Below are 16,393 nucleotides of genomic sequence, written 5' to 3' on the forward strand. Positions count from 1 at the left end.
GGGAATCCTTGTTTTCAACATCACTTTTTACGACTACATAAGACAAACCCTCATTTCAACGTTGAAATGAGGGTTTGTCTACGATCTGAGAAGCAGTGGACACCGCGTCCACTGCTTCTTTTGATTCACTCGCTGTCGATTGGATTTGTTAATCCTTTTGTCCGTTTTTTTCCTTCCCGACACATGTCGAGTAACGGGCATTCGAGACAGTTGGGACGTTGAGCTTTACAGTGATACCGTCCAAAAAAGATGAACTGGTGGTGTAATTTCGACCACCGTTCCCGTTTAAACCGTCTCATTAACGTCACTTCTACTTGCGTGACATTATCTTTCCAGCGACAAATTCCAAGACGTTTCGATACCCGCTCGACGTGTGTATCAACGGCAAATGCGGGTACGTCAAACGCAACAGACAGAACGACATTCGCTGTTTTTCGTCCGACGCCCGGTAAGGCTTCTAACCCCGCACGATCAGTCGGCACTTCCCCATCATGTAACGTTACGAGTCGTTCCGCTAGCGCCTTGATGTTTTTTGCTTTATTGCGGTACAAACCAAGGCGTTTGATTTTCTCCTCGATTTGTTCGACGGGTGCCGCCGCCAATCGTTCCGGTGTTGGATATGCGGCAAATAAATCGGGCGTCACCTTATTGACTAACACGTCGGTTGCTTGAGCACTCAGTGCGACGGCAACCACCAGTTCGAACGGATTTTGATGAATCAATTCACAAAAAGCGTCCGGAAACATCTCTTCGAGCGTTCGCTCGATCCGGTCCATTTCAGCATTTCGTAACATTGACGTCAGCCTCCTCTCGTCGCCAGATCTTCAAGCGTCTTGATCCCTTCTCGTTCCCACGTCCGTAATATTTGGTTGATGTACGTCATCTTCCGGACGTTATGATAGACGGCTTCACGCAAGGCCGCTAAGACGAGTTCTTCCGCAATGTTCTCAATCGTCAGCCACTGGATGATCTGTTCCATCTGGAAGGGTGACATCATGCCAAGTTCCCGCTCAAAATGTTGGAAGACGGACGGATTGATTGTCTCGAAATTCGGCGCTTCTTGTTCGGGTGGAGCCATTAGTTTTTCATAGAGTGGAACTAACGAATACCGTTCCGCCCCACTAACGTTCTCCATCGCCAGTAGCCCTTTTTGTAGTAGACCTAGTGTCGTCTCGATTGTCTCTGTTTCCGATAATCCCAGTCGATTACTCAGTTCTTCCGGTGAAGGCATCTCCATCCCTTCTGCGCGACAAGCAAACAGTTGTCCAATCAACGTAAACTCGACAAAACTGATGCCAAGACGTTTTGCTTCCGTAAACAATCGTTTGGGGAGCACAACCGTTCCTTCCTCAAAAAGTTGAATTAAATTATGATCCATGACACTTCCTCGATTCTGTAAGATAAGCAAGAAATCGACCCGTCCGAGGGATGGGTCGATTTCGGTCGATATTACGGATACAATCGGTTCAACAAACGTGGGAACGGAATCGTCTCACGGACGTGTTCAACACCTGTGATCCAGGCGACTGTTCGCTCGAGTCCAAGACCAAAACCACTGTGCGGGACTGATCCATATTGACGGGTTTCCAGATACCACTTGTAGGCACCAGTTTCATCTAGATCATGTTCTTTCATGCCGGCACGTAACTTTTCATAATCTTCTTCCCGCTGTGAACCACCAACGATCTCCCCGTACCCTTCCGGAGCAATCAAATCATCGCATAGAACAAAACCAGGATTTTCTGGATCTTCCTTCATGTAGAATGGTTTGATGTCTTTTGGCCAATGTGTGATGAAGACGGGACGCGCAAACGTATTGGCAATCGCCGTCTCGTGTGGCGCTCCAAAATCGTCTCCGAATTCGATATCATCGAATCCCTGTTCCTTCAACATCTCGATTGCTTCTGTATATGTGACGCGTGGGAATGGTGCTTGAATGCTCTCGAGCACCGTCAAATCGCGACCTAATAAATCGAGTTCGGCACGGCAGTTGTTCAGTGCCGATTGTACAAGATGCGTCACGTAGTTTTCTTGCACTTCTAAGTTCATCTCGTGATCATAAAACGCCATCTCCGGCTCCATCATCCAAAACTCGATCAAGTGACGGCGTGTTTTCGATTTTTCAGCCCGGAATGTCGGACCAAACGAAAAGACTTTTCCAAGTGCCATCGCTGCCGCTTCCATATAAAGTTGTCCGGATTGCGACAAGTAAGCATCTTCATCAAAATATTTCGTATGGAACAATTCTGTCGTCCCTTCTGGGGCACTGCCCGTCAGGATTGGCGGATCGACCTTGATGAACCCTTCTTGGTTAAAGAATTCGTAAGTGGCGCGAATTAATTCGTTTCGAACGACCATAACGGCATGTTGACGTTTTGAGCGTAACCACAGATGGCGGTTATCCATCAGGAAGTCGGTTCCATGGGCTTTTGGAGTGATTGGATAATCCACGGCTTCATGAATCACATCAATCGCTGTGATTTCCATTTCGTGACCAATCGCGGTCCGTCCCCCATCCGATTTGATGACGCCCGTCACCCACATCGATGATTCTTGTGTTAAGCCTTTTGCCGTCTTAAATAATTCTTCACCAACAGTTTCTTTGACGACGACACCTTGCATGAAGCCTGAACCATCACGTAATTGAAGAAACGCAATTTTTCCACTTGATCGTTTATTGGCCAACCAACATCCGATCGTGATTTCTTCGCCTACGTGTTTTTCTACATCACGAATCATTGCTTTCAAAAGTCAACATCCTCTCTCTATTAAACGGCTGTATGCGCCGTGATAAATCCTTCGATTCGGTCCAGTGCCTCAAGGACACGTTTTGGATCCGTTGCGTACGATAAACGGACGTACTCCGGTGCGCCAAAGCCAGATCCTGGAATCAAGGCGACTTTTGCTTCTGATAAGACGGCCGTACACCAGTCATCGACGTTTGAGAACCCACACATCTCTGCTGCCCGTAACGCATGAGGGAACAGATAAAAGGCGCCTTCCGGTTTCAGGCACGTGAAGCCTGGAATCTGAATCAACCGGTCATAAATTTGTTCCAAACGTTCTTCAAATACGACCCGCATCGCTTCAACCGGTGCATCGCCTTCTGCATAAGCGGCGACAGATGCTGCTTGCGCAATCGATGTCGGGTTAGACGTCGAATGGCTCGCAAGGTTCGTCATCGCAGCGATGATTTCTTTTGGCCCGATTGCATAACCAATCCGCCATCCTGTCATCGCGTGGGATTTTGAGACGCCATTGATGATGACAGTCCGTTCTCGCATATCTGGTAACGTCGCGATCGATAAATGCGTGACACCATTGTATAACAACTTTTCATAAATCTCGTCACTGATGACCAAAAGATTATGACGAATCGCTACATCCGCTACCATCTCGAGCTCTTCCTTCGTATAGACCATTCCCGTCGGATTCGACGGCGAGTTCAAGACAAGCGCCTTCGTTTTCGGAGTGATATGTTGTTCGAGTAAGTCACGTGTCACCTTGAATCGTGATTGTTCCGTCGTTTCTAAGATGACGGGAACGCCGTCACTTAACTTGATTTGTTCCGGATAGCTGACCCAATATGGAGCAGGAACGATGACTTCATCGCCCGGATCTAAAATCGCTTGAAACAATGTCGACAAGGCATGTTTTGCACCTGAAGCGACCATGACTTCCGACCGTTCATACGAAAGCCATAAATCGCGACGCGTTTTTTCGATGATGGCATCTTTTAAGGCCACTGTCCCACCGGATGGCGTGTATTTCGTATCGCCTGCTTCTGCCGCCGCAAATGCAGCCTGGATAATAAATTCTGGAGTGTTGAAGTCCGGCTCGCCCGCACCGAGTCCGATGATATCTTGTCCTTCTTCACGTAATGCTTTTGCTTTTGCGGTAATCGCTAATGTCGTTGACGGTGCCAACTGTTGTACACGTTTAGATAACATCTTGCACACTCCTTTTTTTAATTGATCCGTAGACGTTTGATGAACGTTCCTTCTTGATAGGTGTAATACGAATAATCATAGCCGGTTTTGGTTTTGGAGACGATCTCAATCAACGCCCGATCCTCAAAACCATATTTGGCGGAAACGATTTCAGCAGGACTACCGGCTTGTCGAATGACTTCGGCAATCTCCATCCCGTCGGAGACCCGTCTCGTCTCGATGCGACCCGTCTTTGGCACAAACGTCCGGACCGCTTCTCCATCTTGTTGAATCGTAAACACACTATACTGGGTTTTGCCATTAAAGACATGATCAAACCGAATCTGTTCCGGTGCCAATTCTTTTTTCAGGCGTGCTTCTGCCTGAAGCACTACTTTTTCTTCGCGCCCTTTAGCTTCCGCCACGGTGAATTGATAAATTCCCGTACCGATGAGCGTAATCAGAAGGATGAAGCAGACAAGACCGATGACGACCTTCCACTTCATGTGCGGTAGATGGTAAAGACCATCTTCTCCTTATCTTTTTCGTCTAATGCCAGACCAAACATCAAATCCTCTGTTTTCAACGTGCGATTCAATAAGTCTACAATCTTGTACGTATCGTCATGCCGATTGACCTTGACGGTTGCGAGCGTCTCGATTTTCGAATCCATCTTATATCCTCCCTCATTTTTCTACATCTATTATAATGCGATAATGCTTATTTTAACAGACTCAATCGATATCATTTAAGAACAATTCCAGTTCTGCCGTCAGTTCGTCAAGTGGCTTTGCCAGAACCGGCACTTGCGGTAGACTCGAAACAAACCGTTTTCCGTAACGTGTCGTCTCAATTCGCCGGTCAAAGACAAAGACGACGCCACGGTCATTTGTCGTCCGGATCAATCGACCAAATCCTTGTTTAAAACGAATGATCGCTTGCGGTAAACTGTATTCGAAGAACGAGGATTTCCCTTGCTGTTCAATCTGTTCCGAGCGGGCTTGGACAATCGGTTGATCCGGTGGCGCAAAAGGCAAGCGGACGATCACAAGACAACTTAAATCGTCCCCTGGTACATCGACCCCTTCCCAAAAGCTTGCCGTCCCGAACAGGATACAGGCGTCAAGTTGTTTAAACTGTTTCATCAGACGTTGACGTGAACCTTGGGTAATCCCTTGAGAAAGTAACGTAAAGCGTTCAGGTAATGCCACCTTCGTTGCATCATGCGTTTGTCGCAACATCTCGTTTGAGGTGAACAAGACAAGCATCCGTCCTTCTGTCACTTCCGCAATCCGAATGATCGCATCCGCGATGACTTCGGAATAGGTCGCTTGTGGTACATCTTGTAATAACGGCAAATCCGTCGGGACCATCAATCGGACTTTTTCCGCATATCCAAACGGCGAGGGGACGATGAACCGTCGTGTCTCAAGTTCTGATAATCCCAGGCGCTGTTCGATGAATTGAAATTTGTTCGACACGGTTAAGGTTGCAGAAGTCAACACACACGTCCGTTTCGAAAAGACATCCCGATGCAGGCGTCCAGAAATATCAATGGGTTGCGTATAAATCCGTGTCAGCTTCCGATTTTTAGCAGTCGTTTCAATCCAGGATACGGTCTCATCGTGTGGAGCAAGCATCGTTTCGAAAATGGCTTGTTCGGCCTCTTCGAGTTGACCGATGACCGTCTTCAAATCTGCGACGACCGACCGTTCCCGATAACTCATATGTTCACGTTGATCATGGAACAATTTATGAATCGCCCGAATCGCCTGACGTAACCGTCTTAAGACCAGTTCGACCCGTTTTGCACTTTCTTGGACGGCACGCATCGAGTGATCGAGTCGTTTAAAGCGGACCGTGACCCGTCCTTCCCGTCGTTCTTTACGTGAGGCAAGCTCTAGTCCGTAGGCCTGGATGATCGTCAACAGACCATCTGCCTCTTCGAGTAGTTCCGTTAATGTCTCATCAATCGTTTCACTATGTGCCTCAACCAATTCCGTCAAATCAAATTGATCGGACAGACTAATCAATTTTGTTAATAATTTTTTATCCGATGAAAAACCAAGCTGTCTGAAAATCCGATCAAACGAATGCCCATCAAATACTAAACCAAAATGATGACTGGCTACTTCTTCGATTTGATGCGCCTCATCTAAAATCAACGGACAGCCTTTCGGCAAGACACCTGCTTCATATTGAATGTCACTAAACAACAGCGCATGGTTCGTGACGATGATTGTTGCCTGTTTTGCTCGACGAACCGCATGATGAAAGAAATCACGGCTATACCAAGGGTCAAATCGTCCTAGTTGTGATTGGCTATCGGACTGAATCAATTGTTTGATCGCAATATTGCCTTGGGCTGCCCCGCCCGGTAAGCTGACTTCCTCTAAATCCCCCGTATCTGTCTGCGTCAACCAGACAAGCAAAATCGCTTTTGCGAGCGTAAAATTATACGGCTCTTCCGTCTCACTGAGGAAAAATTCGAATTTTCGTAAATCCATGTAATTATTCCGACCCTTCAGCAGGGTGATGTCGACGGGTTCGTTGAACAGCTGGCGCAAGAGTGGTAAATCACGTGCAAACAGTTGTTCCTGCAATTGAATCGTATGCGTGCTGACGATGATCGGGGTCTCATGTTCAATCGCATAATGCGCGGCAGGTACAAGATATCCGAGCGACTTCCCTGTCCCTGTCCCCGCCTCGACCAACAAAGGTGTTTCTTGATCAAGCGATTGATAGACATGACGCATCATCTCGAGTTGGCCCATTCGTGGTTCGTATCCTGGGAACAATTGAGGAAAGACCGTTTCATTCAGGCGATCAACAAACGGACTAAACGGTTCAAGGTCCGTCCGTATCGTCAGTTCTTCCGAGTCGACCCGCTTTTTCAGGGCAATCTTTCGGAAACTGTCGAACCGTTCATCCGGCTCGAGACCCACCAGTCGAATCGCCTGATCGATCTCTTCCTCAATCGCACTAAACAATTTCCCGGCTAAGCGACGTAAATGGCGTAATGTATCAAGCGGTAAATTCCGCAACTCACTAAGTAGATAGAGTAACAGCTCTGCCGTCGCTTCCGCGTCACTGCCTGCTCGATGTGCTTCGTGATGCGTCAAGTGTAAGGCGTCGGTCAGATGTGATAACGAATGACTTTCTGCTGTCGGCAATAAAATCCGCGCCAATTCGACGGTATCAATGACAGGCCCTGTATACGGTAAATAACCTTCTTCTTCTAACGCTTCATTTAAGAACGTCAGATCAAACTGGACGTTGTGTGCTACGAATACACCACCGTCTAACAATTGCAAAACACGTGGTGCAATCTGATCAAACGTTTCCGCATCGGCAACATCCTTGTCCGTAATTCCCGTCAGCTGCGAAATAAACGGCGGAATCGGTTTTTGCGGACGGACAAATGCCGATAGACGTTCCGTCATCTGACCGTCTTCGATCACTGCCATACCGATTTCAATCATTTCATCGCCGGATTTAATCGAATGTCCGGTCGTTTCTAGGTCCACTACAACAAACTTTTTTTCCACGGCTTCTCTCCACCTTTAACCATCCACATGTTCACCACATGGCATCTCAAGTTCCATCTTAACAAAAAAAGACCCGGCATGTATCCCGGGTCTCTCAAATTCATAAGATCGTATGTGCGATTTCTTGTGACAACATTTGTTTAATGCTGTTCTCTTGATCGAGTACCGCTACTTTAGGAACATGCTCAGCGATTTCTTCGTTCGTGAGTTGTGCATACGCCATGATGATGACCTCATCACCAATTTGGAAATGACGTGCCGCTGCTCCGTTTAAACAGATGACCCCTGAACCACGTGCCCCTTTGATGGCATACGTCTCAATCCGGGCACCGTTCTGATTATTCGTCACTTGAACTTTCTCGTTTTCAAGAATTCCGACAGCATCCAGTAAGTCCTCATCAATCGTAATCGACCCGACATAATGGAGGTTGGCCTCCGTGACGCGGGCTTTGTGTAATTTTGCGTGCATGAATGTTCGTAACATGGTCATGCTCCTCTCGTATATAATAAGTTATCGATCAAGCGGGCTGATTCGAATTGAACCGCAACCGCTAATAAAATCGTTTCTGTCGTTGCATCGATCGGTCCAAGTGTCGGATAAGCGACGGCTTCGACATAATCGATCGTCGTTCCTTCAAATTGCAAAAGTGTACGTGTTTTTTCGAGAACCGTGTCAAGCGGCTGCCCTTGATCGAGCGCCTGTTTTGCTTCGACTAATGCTTGTTGAATCCCCGGTGCCTGTTCCCGTTCTCGATCAGACAGATAGACATTCCGCGACGATTTCGCCAGCCCATCTGCTTCTCGAATGATTGGACACCGTTTGATTTCGACCGGGACAAAATAATCCGCGACATATCCTTCAATCAAAGCGAGTTGTTGCGCATCTTTTAATCCGAAATAGGCACGCGTCGGCTGGACGATATTAAACAATTTACTGACGACGGTCAGGACACCATCAAAATGTCCCGGACGTGAAGCGCCACATAAGACGTCATCCCCAGAACGAACGGTCACTCGGGCCATATCGAGCGGATACATCACCTCGTTTGTCGGATAAAACAGATAGTCCACTCCGGCAGATTGCGCCAGTTGCTGATCACGTATTTCGTCACGCGGGTACCGGTCCAAATCTTCATTCGGTCCGAATTGTGTCGGATTCACAAAAATACTTAAGACTACGATGTCATTTTCTGCACGGGCCTGCTCGAGTAACGAGGCATGCCCTTCATGCAGGAATCCCATCGTCGGAACAAATCCGATTGATTGTTGTCCGCTTAATTCTTCCCGCAATTGTTCGACGCTCCGCATGATCTTCATTCTGTTGTTCCTCCGTATAAGGCACCAATCAATTCTTCATCCATCATGAACGAGTGCGCGAGTTCTGGAAACGTACCATTTTTTACTTCTTTGACATAATTAGCGATTGCTTCTGTCCCCGACGTATTCCAGTCGGCATACGCCTTGACGAATTTCGGAAGACGTCCAACTCCGTAAGTCAGAATATCATGATAGACCAGCACTTGTCCGGCAACATCCGAACCAGCCCCAATCCCGATCACCGGAATCGTCAACAACTCTTGGACCCGTTTGGCTAACGGATGAGGGACACATTCTAACACAAGCATCTTCGCTCCGGCTTGCTCGGCCGCTAAGCTGTCGGCAATCAACTGTTCAGCTGCCTCAAGTGATTTCCCCTGGACCTTAAATCCTTCTAAAACCCCAACAGATTGTGGCGTCAGTCCTAAATGGGCGACACAAGGCATACCGGCATCTGTCAAACGACGAATCGTCGTTAAGATGTCGCCTGCTCCTTCAAGCTTCAAAGCGTCCGCGTTACTTTCCTGGAAGATACGCGCCGCTGCGTCAAGCGTCCGGTCGAACGAACCGTGGTAACTGGCAAACGGCATATCAACGACCATAAACGTGTTGGGAGCTCCTCGACGTACAGCACGGGCATGATGGACCATGTCATCAACAGTCACGGCAATCGTTGAATCATATCCAAGAATCACATTCCCCAATGAATCGCCGACTAACAATAAATCAACTTGCCCGGCTTCTGCTAGTTTCGCCGAAGGATAATCATAAGCTGTCAGCATGACGAGCTTCTCTCCGGTTTGTTGTTTTTTTAATAAAGGTGTCATCGTATGCATGTGTGTTCTCTCCTTCGTAGTTTAGAGAGGACAAAAGGAAACGCCTTTCCTTCCTAAATAAATCATTAGGAAAGAAGGCGTGGATAAGTGCAATATCGTCCTTCTGTCCCTGTCCGAGTAGGATCAAGGCAGTAAAATAAAACCTATCAATCAAAGCCTTTAACCGGTATGACTCCAAATGGCTATCATCCTTGCACTTAGTATACATGATTCAAAAAGCAGACTGCAAACGTCCGAACTTACATTTCTGTCCAGTAAATCAATTCAGCGGAATGAAACGTTTTGATTCCTTCTTCCGTTTCGATTTGAAGTGTCCCATCAGACTGGATGCCGCGCAGATAACCTGTTACCGTCATTTGCCGCGTACGTAGTGTCACCAATTCGTTTAGTCGATCAGCATACGTTTCCCATTCTGACACAAATGACGCAAAGCCATCGACTAACCAGCGCTGATACATCTGTTCAAATTCATTTAAAAACAACGCGACGATTTTTGCGCGGGAAAATGATTTTCCCGTCGCGAGTTTTAATGACGTCGCCCGGTTCGTCAACACGTCCGGAAAGTTTTCGTGCCGGACGTTTATCCCAATCCCAATGATCACGGAATTGATCCGATCGGCTTCTGTCTGCATTTCCGTTAGGATTCCAGCCACTTTTCGATCGGCAATCAATAAATCGTTTGGCCATTTGATCGTGACCGGTACCTCAAGCGTCCGTAATACTTTTGACAAGGCGATTCCCGCAAGCAACGTCAACTGACCCGCTTGATGCAGCGGTGCCTCCGGACGCAAAATCAGACTCATCGCAATACCGGCTCCTCGCGTCTCATGCCAGACCCGCCCGAGTTGACCACGGCCACTCGTTTGAAAATCACAGACGATGAGCGTTCCTTCGGTTGCTTCTTGTTGCGCTTGTTCATGAGCGATCCGCTGTGTCGTTTCCGTCTCTTCTAAATGAACAATCTGTTGTCCTAACTGTTTTGTTTGGAGATGCTGTTCAATGGCGAGTGCTGTCAGCCGGTCTCCTTGATCAATGAGATGATAGCCTGTTTTTTTGTTTGATTCGATTTGATAGCCCGCTTCTTTTAATGATACAATTTGTTTCCAAATAGCGGTACGTGAAATATTCAGCTGATCAGCCAACTCCTGACCGGATATCCAGTCGGTCTGCATCAAGGTTTGGAGGATCCGGTCCCGTGTTGTTTTTTCCAAGTCATCACTTCCCTTAATAAACTGTCACGTTGATTCTCAAGATGACGGTAGACCACTTGTTTTTCCAAGTGATGAAGCGCCTCTTTAATCTCTTTTTTGTGTAAGCCGAGTGCGATCATGTCACGTCCATTGACGGTCAAGTCTTTTAACTGGCGAATCGGTAACGTGGTCCGTTCGTCATGATGACGACCCGTCATTTCATTTAAGTGCAACAATTCTTCATCTGATAAACGATAACGTTGCCAGTCCGATAACGTTTCCTCGTTAACGAGCACCGCTAATGTCTTCGCACGCGTTTCTTGTTTCTTCGAGCGTTTCCAGGCCCGCAACGCTTCCGGACGTAGACCTGCCACCAATACGAGTGTCCAGACGTCCTCTGTCGACACACCGTTGAAGGGAAGTCTGATCAACTGTTCGATGATCGACCGGTCGAGGTGAGGGAGATACGCATAGACTCCTGTCCGAAGCATCGCTTCTAACGCTGCCGTCCGACCTGGTCCTAACAATAATTTTTCAACCTCATTTGCAATCCGCTCAACCGCAACCGCCTGAAGATGTTCTTGTTTGTCTTTGATCGCTTGTTCCGTCTGAGGATCAAGTGAAAACTCCAACTGACTCATGAATCGAAATGCTCGAATCATGCGGAGCGCATCTTCATCGAACCGGTCTTCTGCTCGTCCGACCGTACGAACGATTTTTGCTGCCAAGTCATCTTGACCCCCGAACAAGTCCACAAGCCCTGTCGGCTTGAGTGCCATCGCATTGATTGTAAAATCGCGTCGAGTCAAATCTTCCTCTAAGCTGACCCCGAGTGTCACTTCGTCCGGTCGACGACGGTCACTGTACGTACTTTCTGAACGAAATGTCGTCACTTCGAACGGGTCATGGTCTAGGACAACCGTGACGGTCCCATGATCGAGACCTGTCGGAATGACGACAGGAAACAAGGGGATCACTTCGTGAGGGAACAAGGATGTCGCCAAATCATAGTCACCCGGCTGCCGTTTCAGTAACATATCACGGACGGCTCCACCGACGATATACGCTTCCCCGCCCGCCTGTTCAATCGTCTGAATGATTTGATTCGCCCGCTCAAGCATTTTCATATCGTGCACACACCCGTTCATAAAGAAGTTCATATGCCCGAACGACTTGATTGGAGTCAAACCGTCGCCGCGTATCCCGAATCCCTTCCTCTGCCAACTCTTCTCGTAGTGACGGGTCGTCTGCCAAACGACCAATCCGGTCGGCTGCCGCTTTGACATCATAGGTCGGAACGATAAATCCGGTTTTCCCGTCTTGAATCACTTCCGGTAATCCACCGGCACTCGAGACGACGCTTGGAACCCCCACCGCCATCGCCTCCAGAACAACAAGACCAAATGCTTCCTTTTCCGATAATAATAAATGGATGTCACTGATCGCTAATAATTGAGCGACATGTTCTTGTTTCCCAGCAAAAATAATCTTGTCGTAGATCCCCAGTTCTTTCGCTCGTCGTCTTGTCTGCCCCATCTCTGGACCGTCACCAACAAGCAGCAGGCGCATCGCCCGACCATTTGACGCAATCGCAAAAGCGGCTAACGTGTCATCAATCCGCTTGACCGGACGGAAGTTCGAAATATGAATGACGACGGTCTCATCCGGCTCAATCCCGTAATGACGTTTCAAACGATCATCTCGCATCGGATAATAAACACTTTCATCAATCGAGTTCGGAATCACATCGATCGAATACTGCCCGTTTAACGTCATATTCGTCTCCAGGGCAAGACTTTCCGAGACGGCTGTGACGGCATCCGAACTTTCAATCCCGTAACGGATGGCAGGCTGCATCTCTAAGTCTTGACCGATGACCGTGATGTCCGTACCGTGTAAGGTCGTTACGACACCCACCCCTTTTTTCTTCGCCATGTTTCGGCCCAGTTCGGCACACACCGCATGGGGGACTGCGTAATGGGCATGGATGATGTCGAGATCAAACAGGTCGATCACTTCCGCCACTTTCGAAGCCAATGTAATATCGTACGGTGGATACTTAAAGACCGAATATTGATTCACTTCGACGAGATGGACAGTGATGTTCGGTCGATACTCCGTCAGGCGGAAGGGAATGCTTGATGTAATGAAATGAACATCATGTCCCCGATCCGCTAATTTCATACCGAGTTCCGTCGCAACGACGCCACTGCCGCCGACTGATGGGTAACAAAGAATCCCAATCGCTTTTTTCATATTCACTCACTCACTCTCCACTGATAATGTCCTCTATCCTGCTCATTGTAATCAAATTAGCGACTAAAAACTACATCGACCACTTTTCGAACGATTTTCGTGAGAAAGACTAGTCTTTTTTGAATTCTGCCGTTACCCTAGAGAAAGAGTCATGTCAGAGAGGAGCAAACAGATGGCACCCCCATTCCAGTTTCCGATTCGAATTCAAAATATCATTTGGATTTTAATCGGATCATTTATTTTTGCCTTTGGTATTTATCATTTTAACGTTCAAAACGAGTTAGCTGAAGGAGGCTTTACCGGAATCACCTTGATTTTAAAAGGGTTGTTCGGATTTTCTCCTTCCATCACCAATCTGGTCTTGAACATTCCGCTTTTCTTCGTCAGCTATAAGCTGCTTGGTCGGACGACGTTCATCTACACGTTGATCGGCACGTTCAGCTTTTCGATTTGGTATGGCTTGATCGCGAAGTATTCACCGCTTGAGATTTTATTGAAGGATGACATGGTACTTGCTGCCTTATTTGCCGGCGTTTTCATCGGTGTTGGTCTCGGTATCATCTTCAACAACGGTGGCACGACCGGTGGCGTCGATATCATCGCCCGCCTGACGAAACGCTATTTTGGTTGGTCGATCGGAAGAACGTTTATGGTCTTCGACTTTTTTGTCATCATTGCCTCTTTAACGTATCTCGACTACAAACAGGCGATGTACACGTTACTCGCCGTTTACGTTGGGGCGCGTGTCATCGATTGGATGCAAGAAGGTACGTATGCCGGAAAAGCGGCGATGATCATCAGCGATCAACGAACGGAGATTGCGGACGGGATTCACGCAACGATGAACCGGGGAACGACCCGCCTGGTCGCAAAAGGTGGTTACTCGGGACGAGACTTGGAAGTGCTCTACGTCGTCGTTGCCCGTAATGAAATCACGCGACTGAAAACACTCGTCAAGTCCGTCGATCAACACGCCTTCATCACCTTACATGACGTTTATGAGGTCACGGGAGAAGGATTTACGTTTGACGAAAACCGAATCCCAATCAAAGAAACGTGACACGTTGTTGTGTCCACAACAAAAAAACGAGGAATCCAAAAGGACTCCTCGTTTTTTTCTATTTAGTCATCACTAGACGGTGCAAAGACGAGCAATGCGAGTCGGACGAATTCAGCTACGGCAACGAGTGTCGCTGCAACATAAGTCCAAGCAGCTGCGTTCAATACGCGACGTGAACCCCGTTCTTCTTCCGCATCAATGATCCCGTGTTCCGTCAACTGGGCCATCGCCCGGTTCGAGGCATCAAACTCGACGGGTAACGTCACGAGTTGGAAGATGACCGCTCCAAGCATCAAGATGACACCAAGAATCGCAAAACCGGTGATACCGGCAAACAAACCAATCAGCAATAACGGAAACGATAGGTTCGACGTGATCGAAGCGACTGGTGCAATCCGGTGACGGACACGCATCATCCCATAATCCGTTGCATCTTGAATGACGTGACCGATTTCGTGTGCGGCAATCGAAACAGCTGATACCGTTGAACCGTAATAGACATCTTCCGAAAGACGAACGACTTTATTCGTCGGATCGTAGTGATCGGACATCGTTCCGCCAATCGGCTCAAGGCGGACATTTGTAATTCCATTTTGTTTCATGATGAAATCAGCGACTTGCGCCCCTGTCACCCCACTATGAATCGGCACTTGTTGATATTTTTTATACGTTTTTCTGACACGCATCTGAGCCCAGATCGGCACGATGATGATGATGGCCAAATAAATCAGATAGTTCGCCATGTGGCATCTGCTCCTTCATAAAAAGATTATATCCTTATTTTATGTTCAAGCGAACTTATTGTCAATCGAATCGCGTACGACAAACCAATATCCCATCAAAAGACATAATCCAGTCAGCCAAAACGATCCGTACCCAATCCACTGGATGTGCTCAGCAAGTGCCGGATAACGTGGCCATTGTCCTAGTACATAATCGACGACATCGTTATGAAGGACCCAAATGGCGACTAACACAAGTTCTCTTGTCCGAAACGTCATCACGGGGGCATATAAAATAGCTTGGAACGCCATCGCCCCATGTGAAACCATCAACATCAAGGCCATCGCCGTTAAGTAGGAATCACCCGTTCCCAGTTCGCGTAACATCAAGGCGTTCATGATGACCGCCCAGACACCATATTTGATGAGCGTCACAAAAGCGAGGGCTTCAAATAACCGCGAACGTCGATTGAAAATCCAAAGGAAAACGATGATTGTAAAAAAGAATGATGCTGTCGGGCTGTCGGGAATAAACGGATAGTAATACCATTTCGACTGCGCCAGTTGCGGTTGATACCAATAATAACCATACAGGGTACCCGCGAGATTGATTAACGCGAGTGGCCACAAAACAGCTTTATGCGTCAAAATGTGTAAAAAGGGCATCTGACTTCACCTCATGATAGACAAAAACCGGAGGAAAATTCCCCCGGTTGTCATCTTATTTATTGTTTTCTCCGCCTTCACCGTATGAAGCGATGAATTTGGCGAGTTCTTTACGGTCTGCATCTGAACCTTTGTACTGTCCAGCAGGCATCGATCCGACCCCTTTGTCTGCAATCTCATAAATTTCTTCTTCTGTCTTTTTCGTACCGACGAGGGCCGGAGCTGCTGCTCCACCTTCAAGGTTTTTCCCGTGACAGTTGACACATGATTGGTTCGAGTAAATCTCAAACCCTTTTGCTGCTGTATCGATTTCAGGCCCTTCGTTCATCGTCAACTCACCTTGTTTATGGATTGTATCCCAGTGCGTTGTTTGAACAGATTCCCAAGTCAAGAAAATGATTGAGACAATTCCGAGTAACATCATGCTGACTGCAACCGGACGTTTCGCTGGGCGACGCTCAATGCCTTGATCTAACCATGGTGCTACGAGTAATGCCGTAAAGGCAAGACCCGGAAGGATGACAGTCCCCATCAAGATGTATGGACCGGCAGCAAATTGATATTTCAAGAGCTGATAGAGGAATAGGAAGTACCAGTCCGGAAGTGGAATGTACGACGTATTCGTCGGGTCAGCAATGTTTTGAAGTGGTGCCGCTTCAACGATTGTCAATGTCATGAAGCCAATCAAGAAGACCGCTCCAACCATCCATTCGCGAAGTAAGAAGTTTGGCCAGAACGCTTCCGTCCGACCTGGATACTCTGAATAATCTTTTGACTTATTCGGCATCCGGTTGTTGATCGACACCCGTGAATCGGTGACGAATTTCATTCCTTTACCACGATGCATCGTGTTCTCCCCCTTTTAGTTG

Annotated in this window: 17 protein-coding genes; 1 reads left to right on the top strand and 16 read right to left on the bottom strand. The window is 47.6% G+C overall.

Going from position 1 to position 16,393, the window contains the following annotated elements:
* Positions 1-125: 125 nt before the first annotated feature.
* The 13 genes from nth to bshA all read right to left on the bottom strand — a co-directional run bounded on the left by nth (position 126) and on the right by bshA (position 13,076).
* Complete coding sequence (gene nth / locus KNQ13_RS08835; protein ID WP_014970585.1) at positions 126-794, bottom strand: endonuclease III; 669 nt, start codon at positions 792-794, stop codon at positions 126-128.
* Positions 795-799: 5 nt separating this feature from the next.
* The gene (locus KNQ13_RS08840) at positions 800-1,378 is read right to left on the bottom strand and encodes a DnaD domain-containing protein (RefSeq protein WP_014970586.1); all 579 of its coding nucleotides are present in this window, start codon (positions 1,376-1,378) and stop codon (positions 800-802) included.
* Positions 1,379-1,449: 71 nt separating this feature from the next.
* Positions 1,450-2,739: an asparagine--tRNA ligase gene (asnS, locus tag KNQ13_RS08845; RefSeq protein WP_110418135.1), complete on the bottom strand. Its 1,290-nt coding sequence runs from the start codon at positions 2,737-2,739 to the stop codon at positions 1,450-1,452.
* A 29-nt stretch (positions 2,740-2,768) separates the two neighbouring features.
* Entirely contained in the window at positions 2,769-3,950 is a 1,182-nt protein-coding gene (locus tag KNQ13_RS08850) for a pyridoxal phosphate-dependent aminotransferase (protein ID WP_014970588.1), read from the bottom strand.
* A gap of 17 nt (positions 3,951-3,967) precedes the next feature.
* Positions 3,968-4,435: a hypothetical protein gene (locus KNQ13_RS08855; protein WP_014970589.1), complete on the bottom strand. Its 468-nt coding sequence runs from the start codon at positions 4,433-4,435 to the stop codon at positions 3,968-3,970.
* Positions 4,432-4,602: a YpmA family protein gene (locus KNQ13_RS08860; protein WP_014970590.1), complete on the bottom strand. Its 171-nt coding sequence runs from the start codon at positions 4,600-4,602 to the stop codon at positions 4,432-4,434. Before KNQ13_RS08860 ends, KNQ13_RS08855 begins: the two co-directional genes overlap by 4 nt.
* 61 nt (positions 4,603-4,663) lie before the next feature.
* Positions 4,664-7,477 carry an ATP-dependent DNA helicase DinG gene (gene dinG / locus KNQ13_RS08865; protein ID WP_014970591.1) on the bottom strand — a complete coding sequence of 938 codons (2,814 nt, stop codon included), beginning with the start codon at positions 7,475-7,477 and terminating at the stop codon, positions 4,664-4,666.
* 100 nt (positions 7,478-7,577) lie between these two features.
* A complete protein-coding gene (gene panD / locus KNQ13_RS08870) occupies positions 7,578-7,961 on the bottom strand; it encodes an aspartate 1-decarboxylase (protein WP_026829829.1) in 384 nt (127 codons plus the stop codon).
* A gap of 2 nt (positions 7,962-7,963) precedes the next feature.
* Complete coding sequence (gene panC, locus KNQ13_RS08875; protein WP_026829830.1) at positions 7,964-8,794, bottom strand: pantoate--beta-alanine ligase; 831 nt, start codon at positions 8,792-8,794, stop codon at positions 7,964-7,966.
* Positions 8,791-9,630, bottom strand: coding sequence for a 3-methyl-2-oxobutanoate hydroxymethyltransferase (gene panB, locus KNQ13_RS08880; RefSeq protein ID WP_014970594.1), 840 nt, complete (start codon positions 9,628-9,630; stop codon positions 8,791-8,793). The genes panC and panB overlap by 4 nt, the downstream gene beginning before the upstream one ends.
* Positions 9,631-9,869: 239 nt before the next feature.
* Positions 9,870-10,841 carry a biotin--[acetyl-CoA-carboxylase] ligase gene (locus KNQ13_RS08885; RefSeq protein ID WP_026829831.1) on the bottom strand — a complete coding sequence of 324 codons (972 nt, stop codon included), beginning with the start codon at positions 10,839-10,841 and terminating at the stop codon, positions 9,870-9,872.
* On the bottom strand, positions 10,802-11,947 hold the full coding sequence (locus tag KNQ13_RS08890) for a CCA tRNA nucleotidyltransferase (protein WP_034773929.1): 1,146 nt from the start codon (positions 11,945-11,947) through the stop codon (positions 10,802-10,804). Before KNQ13_RS08890 ends, KNQ13_RS08885 begins: the two co-directional genes overlap by 40 nt.
* The gene (bshA, locus tag KNQ13_RS08895; RefSeq protein ID WP_026829833.1) at positions 11,934-13,076 is read right to left on the bottom strand and encodes an N-acetyl-alpha-D-glucosaminyl L-malate synthase BshA; all 1,143 of its coding nucleotides are present in this window, start codon (positions 13,074-13,076) and stop codon (positions 11,934-11,936) included. The genes KNQ13_RS08890 and bshA overlap by 14 nt, the downstream gene beginning before the upstream one ends.
* Before the next feature lie 172 nt (positions 13,077-13,248).
* On the opposite strand from bshA, the gene KNQ13_RS08900 reads away from it, so the two are divergent.
* The gene (locus KNQ13_RS08900) at positions 13,249-14,136 is read left to right on the top strand and encodes a YitT family protein (protein ID WP_026829834.1); all 888 of its coding nucleotides are present in this window, start codon (positions 13,249-13,251) and stop codon (positions 14,134-14,136) included.
* 62 nt (positions 14,137-14,198) lie between these two features.
* Here the strand turns inward: KNQ13_RS08900 and KNQ13_RS08905 are convergent, their stop codons facing one another.
* The 3 genes from KNQ13_RS08905 to KNQ13_RS08915 are packed head-to-tail and all read right to left on the bottom strand — an operon-like array spanning position 14,199 to position 16,371.
* The gene (locus KNQ13_RS08905; RefSeq protein ID WP_026829835.1) at positions 14,199-14,879 is read right to left on the bottom strand and encodes a zinc metallopeptidase; all 681 of its coding nucleotides are present in this window, start codon (positions 14,877-14,879) and stop codon (positions 14,199-14,201) included.
* 45 nt (positions 14,880-14,924) lie between these two features.
* Complete coding sequence (locus tag KNQ13_RS08910; protein ID WP_014970600.1) at positions 14,925-15,524, bottom strand: DUF1405 domain-containing protein; 600 nt, start codon at positions 15,522-15,524, stop codon at positions 14,925-14,927.
* Between the two features lie 55 nt (positions 15,525-15,579).
* Entirely contained in the window at positions 15,580-16,371 is a 792-nt protein-coding gene (locus KNQ13_RS08915) for a menaquinol-cytochrome c reductase cytochrome b/c subunit (RefSeq protein ID WP_014970601.1), read from the bottom strand.
* Positions 16,372-16,393: the final 22 nt, after the last annotated feature.

The organism is Exiguobacterium sp. s128 (genome assembly GCF_018618815.1).
Taxonomy (GTDB): Bacteria; Bacillota; Bacilli; order Exiguobacteriales; family Exiguobacteriaceae; genus Exiguobacterium_A; species Exiguobacterium_A antarcticum.